At 63.5% G+C, this 6,294-nt stretch carries 6 protein-coding genes; 3 read left to right on the top strand and 3 right to left on the bottom strand.

Features of this window, described 5'->3' with window-relative positions; genetic code table 11:
* Window positions 1–185: 185 nt before the first annotated feature.
* On the bottom strand, window positions 186–458 hold the full coding sequence (locus P1U48_RS05630) for a hypothetical protein (protein ID WP_301067900.1): 273 nt from the start codon (window positions 456–458) through the stop codon (window positions 186–188).
* A complete protein-coding gene (locus P1U48_RS05625; protein ID WP_301067898.1) occupies window positions 442–3,273 on the bottom strand; it encodes a bifunctional [glutamine synthetase] adenylyltransferase/[glutamine synthetase]-adenylyl-L-tyrosine phosphorylase in 2,832 nt (943 codons plus the stop codon). The genes P1U48_RS05630 and P1U48_RS05625 overlap by 17 nt, the downstream gene beginning before the upstream one ends.
* Before the next feature lie 222 nt (window positions 3,274–3,495).
* Here P1U48_RS05625 and P1U48_RS05620 point away from each other — a divergent pair, with 222 nt between their 5' ends.
* The 3 genes from P1U48_RS05620 to P1U48_RS05610 all read left to right on the top strand — a co-directional run bounded on the left by P1U48_RS05620 (window position 3,496) and on the right by P1U48_RS05610 (window position 5,414).
* Window positions 3,496–3,939, top strand: a complete 444-nt coding sequence (locus P1U48_RS05620) for a DUF2852 domain-containing protein (protein WP_301067896.1) — start codon at window positions 3,496–3,498, stop codon at window positions 3,937–3,939.
* A gap of 72 nt (window positions 3,940–4,011) precedes the next feature.
* Window positions 4,012–4,455 (top strand): RDD family protein, encoded by a 444-nt coding sequence (locus P1U48_RS05615; protein WP_301067895.1) that lies wholly within the window; start codon window positions 4,012–4,014, stop codon window positions 4,453–4,455.
* A 119-nt stretch (window positions 4,456–4,574) separates the two neighbouring features.
* Complete coding sequence (locus P1U48_RS05610; RefSeq protein ID WP_301067894.1) at window positions 4,575–5,414, top strand: arginyltransferase; 840 nt, start codon at window positions 4,575–4,577, stop codon at window positions 5,412–5,414.
* A gap of 56 nt (window positions 5,415–5,470) precedes the next feature.
* Here P1U48_RS05610 and cysE read toward each other — a convergent pair whose 3' ends face one another.
* Complete coding sequence (gene cysE, locus P1U48_RS05605) at window positions 5,471–6,274, bottom strand: serine O-acetyltransferase (RefSeq protein WP_301067893.1); 804 nt, start codon at window positions 6,272–6,274, stop codon at window positions 5,471–5,473.
* Window positions 6,275–6,294: the final 20 nt, after the last annotated feature.

Genomic DNA, 6,294 nt, shown 5'->3' with positions numbered 1-6,294 from the left:
GGAATTACTTCACTGCTGCCGGATATGTCGCAGGTTAAAGGCGGGACGCTTTAGTCGCCGGGAAATCCAGACCACAAACCCAGACCACGCCGACCTGCCCGCTTCATCTTGCCAAAAATATTCCGGGGGAGTCGGGCCGCAGGCCCGGCGGGGGCAGCGCCCCCAACATCGCGCTGAGAGGCGGGCTACTGCAACCGCCCGCGCCGCCCACCGCGCCGCCCGCGCGGCGTCGGGTCGTCCAGACCCTCACGCAGTATGACGCTCATCGGATGATCTGGCACCGCGTCACCGTGGCGCGCGATCAACCGGCTCAGGCTGTCATCGGTGTCGGCGCCCTCCGGCAGGCTCAGTGCCCAATCGACAAAGATCGACCGGCATTCGGCCATGCCAATCGCCTCGATCCGATAGGCTTCGCGGATCAACCCCTTGGGATCGTCACTGTCACCGGATTTGCTCATGTCCACCCTTCTCTCCATAACCGGCCAGCGCCGCGTCGATCACCTCGGCCGCCCGCGCCGTCACCGCCAGATACCGCTGTTCCAGCGTGGTAATGTCACTGGCCCCGGTTTCGCGCAACAGCAGATCGCGCCCGCCAGCCCCGATCAGATCCGGATCCAGCGGCCGGTCGCTCAGCAATTTTGCCACCTGGCCCAATTGCCAGCAGAGGTCATAGGCGGCAACCAGCGCCTCACGCCCCTCGGGCGTCAGCCAGCCGTCGCGCACCGCGCCGTCGAGCCCGGTCACCATCGGCCCCGAGGGCACCCCGCCGATCAGCGCCCCGGCCTGGGCGATCAGCTCGATCTCCTGATTGCGGCCCGGGCCGGTCTTGACCTCCCAGGCGTCCGGGCTGCGCCCGGTGCGCATGATCCGGGCACGCATTTCGGCCACCGCCGTCAACACCTCGTCGCGATCCCGGCGCCGCGCCTGCAGGGTATCGCGCAACGCCGTCACCTCTGTCCCGAGGTCGGCACCCGCCGTGCCAACCGCCGCCACGATCCGGGCCCGGGTCAGCGCCAGATGTTCCCACACCCAGGCCTCTTCGGATTGATAGGCGCGAAACGCAGGCCAGGAGGTGGCGACCGGACCCTGATTGCCCGAGGGGCGCAGCCGCATATCGACCTCATAGAGCCGCCCCTGCGCCATCTGCGCCGACAGCGCGGTGACCAGCGCCTGGGTCAAGCGGGCGTAATAGCTGCGCGCGGGCAGCGGTCGACGGCCGCTGGATTGCTCAACCGCGCCGGCGTCATAGATCACGATCAGATCGAGGTCCGAACGCGCGTTCAGCCGCCCGGCGCCCAGCGATCCCATTCCCAGAACCACCGCGCCGCGCCCTGGCGGGCTGCCATGTTTTTCAGCGAAATGCGCGGTGACCACCGGAAAGACCCCGCGCAGCACCGCTTCGGCCAGTTCGGCATATTCGGCCCCGGCGGCGCGGGCATCGCTCAACCCGCGCAGATGATGCACCCCGATACGGAAATGCCAATCCTTCTGCCAGCGGCGGGCGGTGTCGAGCTTGCGCTCATAATCCGCCTCTTCCGCCAGCACCGCCGTCAATTCCTCGCTGAGCGCGGTGACACCCGGCCAATCGGCAAAGAAACCGCCGCCGATCACCGCGTCGAACACCCCGGCATTGCGCGACAGATAGAGCGCCAGCTCCGGCGCGGTGCCGACTATGTCGCCGAGCAGGTCGATCAGCTGTGGATTGGCATCAAACAGCGAAAACAGCTGCACCCCAGCGGGCAGCCCGGCGAGAAAGCCGTCAAAGGCCACCAGCGCCTCTTCCGGCCGGGCGGCACGGGCCAGCCGGGTCAGGATTTCCGGCTTCAGGCGTTCGAATATCCGCTGGGCGCGGGTCGAGCGCAGCGCCGGATAGCCATGCCAGCGGGCGATCAGCGCCTTGTCGAAATCGACCTCTGGCAGAGCAGCGGGCGCCGAGGACCGGCGCAGCGCCTTGTCGCGGTCGAAAAAGCCTTCGGTCTGGGCATGCACCTCGGCCAGCCGGGCGGAAATCTCGGCCCGCAGTTCACCGACATCGCGGTCCATGAAGGCGGCCAGCCGGGCAAAGCCCTCATCATTTTGTGGCAGCGCGTGGGTCTGGGCGTCATTGATCATCTGCACCCGATGTTCCACCTCGCGATGGGCCCGGTAGGAATGGCTTAGGAATGTCGCCAAATTCTCTGGAATCCAGTTTTTTTCTGCCAATGCCGCCAGCGCCGGAACGGTGCCGCGCAGGCGCAGATCGGGATCGCGGCCACCGGCGACGATTTGATGGAACTGGGCAAAGAATTCAATCGCCCGGATGCCACCCGTGCCCTGTTTCATATCAAAGCCCGGCAGATCAATTGCGCCATGCAATCCCTTGTGATCGCGTATTTTCATCCGCATGTCATGGGCGTCTTGAATGGCGGCGAAATCCAGATGCCGCCGCCAGACGAAGGGGCGCAGATCATTGATAAACCGCGCGCCCGCCTGCAGATCGCCCGCACAAGCCCGCGCCTTGATCCAAGCGGCGCGCTCCCAGGTCCGGCCCAGGCTTTCGTAATAGCGTTCCGCAGCCTCCATCCCCAGGCAAACCGGGGTCACCGCCGGATCCGGTCTGAGCCGCAAATCGGTGCGAAACACATAGCCCTCACCGGTGATGTCCGACAGGGTTGCGGCCATATTCCTGGTGGCGCGGATCAGCGCCTGGCGCGCCTCGGCAAAGACCTCCGGGTCAAAGCGGGTCTCATCAAACAGCACGATCAAGTCGATGTCGGAAGAATAGTTCAGCTCTCCAGCACCCATCTTGCCCATGGCAAAGGCCACCATCCCGGCGCCGGTGGCCAGGTCGTCCTCCCCCATCCCCGGCAATTTGCCGCGTCGAATCTCATGCGCCAGCGCCGCTTTCATCGCCAGATCGGTGGCGCGGTCGGCGAAATCGCTCAACCGTCCGGTGACCTGTTCCAGCGGCCAGACGCCGCCCAGATCGGCCAGCGCAATCAGCAGCGCAACCCGGCGCTTGGCCTGCCGCAAGCGCGTGGCCAATTGGTCCGCCGCGCCCTCATCCAGATCCGCCATCAGCGCGTCGAAACCGGCCTCCGGTGCATCAAGAACCTCAGATAACCAGTTGGATTCCCTTACGATCAATCCCGACAGAAACGGGCTACAGCCGCCCGCTCCGCGCAACAGGTCGGTTACCGCCTGGTCCAATCCAGGCAACGCCGCAGCCGCCTCATCACCGCGGTCGCGGTCATGGGGGCGTGGGCAACGGGTCATGCGGCTGGCGAAAGTCATGGCGCACATTGCGACCGCGGCGCGGGCGGGTCAATGCCATGTCGACGCCGGACGCGGGTTGCCTGTCCATGCTCCACGACCACAGACCATCAATCAGTTCTCAACCCGGTCTTTTGCCAAAATGTAAAAAATATTTACATCAACCCTTGCAGGACCCGCCCCGGCCTCCCATTTTGGTGATGTGAATAGCATTTACATCAAACAAACACGGAGAACGCCACAATGACCCCCGCATCCGCCACCACTTACGGCAGCGACCGCGCGACCAGCTGGCTGGGCAAGAGTGAGGCCTGGCTCGACAACAAAGGCCGAGGCGCATGGATTGCGGCCATGGTCCTTGGCTTTGTCTTCTTCTGGCCGGTCGGCCTCGCCCTTCTCGCCTATATGATCTGGAGCAAACGCATGTTTTCGAAATCCTGCCGCCAACACGGACGTCACCACCATATGCGCCGGTCCGGCTATGCTGCGATGAAGACCAGCGGCAACACCGCCTTTGACGCCTATAAATCCGAAACGCTGCAACGGCTGGAACAGGAACAGGAAGCCTTTGAGGCCTTCCTCCAGCGCCTGCGCGACGCCAAGGACAAGGCCGAATTCGACGAATTCATGGACGACCGCGCCCAACGCGCACGCCAGGAACCGGCCGACGATCGTCGGGACGCCTGATCCGACACCCGCGCCGCCCCCAATCATCGGGGCGGCGCGCAATCATTGGTTTTTCAGCAAAGCGACCTTGAGATGTATGCCGAACCGCAGGGCTTGCCCGATCCCGATTATCAGCCGGAATTCTACGCCGGGGTGCCCCTAAAGCGCCTGCTGGCCTGGCTGCTCGATACCGGCCTGATCCTGGTGCTCTGCCTGCTGATCCTGCCGTTTACCGCCTTTACCGGGCTGTTTTTCTTTCCAGCGCTGATGCTCGTGGTCGGTTTTGTCTATCGCTGGGCGACTTTGACCCTCGGTTCGGCCACCTGGGGGATGCGGCTGTTTGCGATTGATCTGCGTCAGGCCGATGGTGCCCGGCTCGATGGTGCTGGCGCTTTCTGGCATACGCTGGGCTACAGCTTGTCGATGGCGCTGCCGGTGCTGCAACTGCTGTCGATCGCCTTGATGCTGACCTCGTCGCGCGGCCAGGGGCTCAGTGATCATATGCTCGGGACCGTGGCGATCAATCGCCCGGCCTGATCGCCGGGTTGCGGGCCCTGAGGCCAATCCTTGCCCCCGCGAAACCACACGCAAACTCTTTTCTTGGCGCAAGACCGACACGCTGCTAACGTCAAGACCGAAATCTGCGAATTAATATCATGCGCCATACATTACCACTCGCACCGCAATTCTATGTCACGGCCCCGCAACCCTGTCCCTATCTGGACGGGCGGATGGAGCGTAAGCTGTTCACCTCCCTGCATGGTGACAACGCAGAGCGGCTGAACGATTGCCTTTCAAAACAAGGGTTTCGCCGGTCACAAAACGTACTTTACCGGCCCTCCTGCGCCGATTGTGCCGCCTGCCTGTCGGCCCGGATCAACGTCTCGACCTTCACCGCATCACGCAGCCAGCGCCGCAGCCGCCAGCGCAATGCCCGGCTGACTCGCACTGCGACATCGCCCTGGGCCACCGAAGAGCAATACGACCTGTTCCGCGATTATCTCGATTCCCGGCACGCCGATGGCGGCATGGCCGACATGGATGTGTTCGAATTCGCCGCGATGATCGAAGAAACGCCGATCCGCTCGCGGGTGATGGAATACCACCATCCCGAGGATGGATTGGTCGCGGTGTCCCTGACCGATGTGCTGGATGACGGCCTGTCGATGGTCTATTCGTTCTATGACCCGACCCGAACCAGAGAGTCGCTCGGCACCTATTTGATCCTTGATCATGTCGACCTGGCCCGCGAGGCGGCACTGCCCTACGTCTATCTGGGCTATTGGGTGCCGGGGTCGTCGAAAATGGGCTACAAGGCGAATTTCGCCGGGCTTGAGCTTTTCGTCGACGGCAAATGGCAGAAAATGCGTGACCCGGCGGACTACCAAAAGGAAACCCACCCGCTGTCGGTCGATCCGATCGCCGAACAGGTGGCCAATATCACCTTGCCGGATGTGCGCGCGGCGACCAGACCCATTCCTTCACGCGACAGGTGAATAAATCAGGGCCAAGGCCCTGATATTCAACAGTTCTGCATCCTACTGCTCAGCCTTCACAGGCCGATCAGCTGATCCATGCTCTGCGCCGGCTGGGCGCAGCCGGCCTCACCGACGATACGGGCTGGCACCCCTGCCACGGTCTTGCAGGGCGGCACATCTTCCAGCACCACCGACCCGGCGGCAATTCGCGAGCAATGGCCGATGGTGATATTGCCAAGCACCTTGGCCCCGGCGCCGATCAACACACCGTCTTCGATCTTGGGATGACGGTCCTCGTCTTCCTTGCCGGTGCCGCCAAGCGTCACCGAATGCAGCATCGAAACATTGTCGCCAACCACCGCGGTTTCGCCAATGACGATGGAATGGGCGTGGTCGATCATGATGCCGCGGCCGATCTCGGCATTCGGATGGATGTCGACGCCATAGGCCTCGGACACCCGCATCTGGAAATAATAGGCCAGGTCGTGGCGCCCATTGCGCCACAGCCAATGCGCGACGCGATGCGACTGAACCGCCTGGAAGCCCTTGAAATACAACACCGGTTGCAAGAGCCTATGGCAGGCCGGATCACGGTCATAGACCGCCGCGATATCGGCGCGCGCCGCATCTGCCAGCATGGCATCGGCACCGTGCGCCTCATCGCAGATCTCGCGCAGAATCTGTTCAGACATCTCATGCGAGGCCAGCTTGGCCGAAATCCGATAGGCCAGCGCCCGTTCCAGCGACGGATGGTGCAGAACCGAGGCATGGATCAACCCGCCCAGCAGGGGCTCGTCACGGATGGCCTGTTCGGCCTCGGTGGTGATCCGGGCCCAGACCGGGTCCAGCTTTGCCAATTTTGTGCGTGTCTCGGCCATTGTCGTCCTTTCGCGCCCTC

Origin of the sequence: Pseudooceanicola sp. (assembly GCF_029213205.1) — a bacterium.
Classification (GTDB): Bacteria; Pseudomonadota; Alphaproteobacteria; order Rhodobacterales; family Rhodobacteraceae; genus Pseudooceanicola.
The sequence above is the reverse complement of the archived record's forward strand: the minus strand, read 5'-3'. Positions and strand labels throughout refer to the sequence as shown.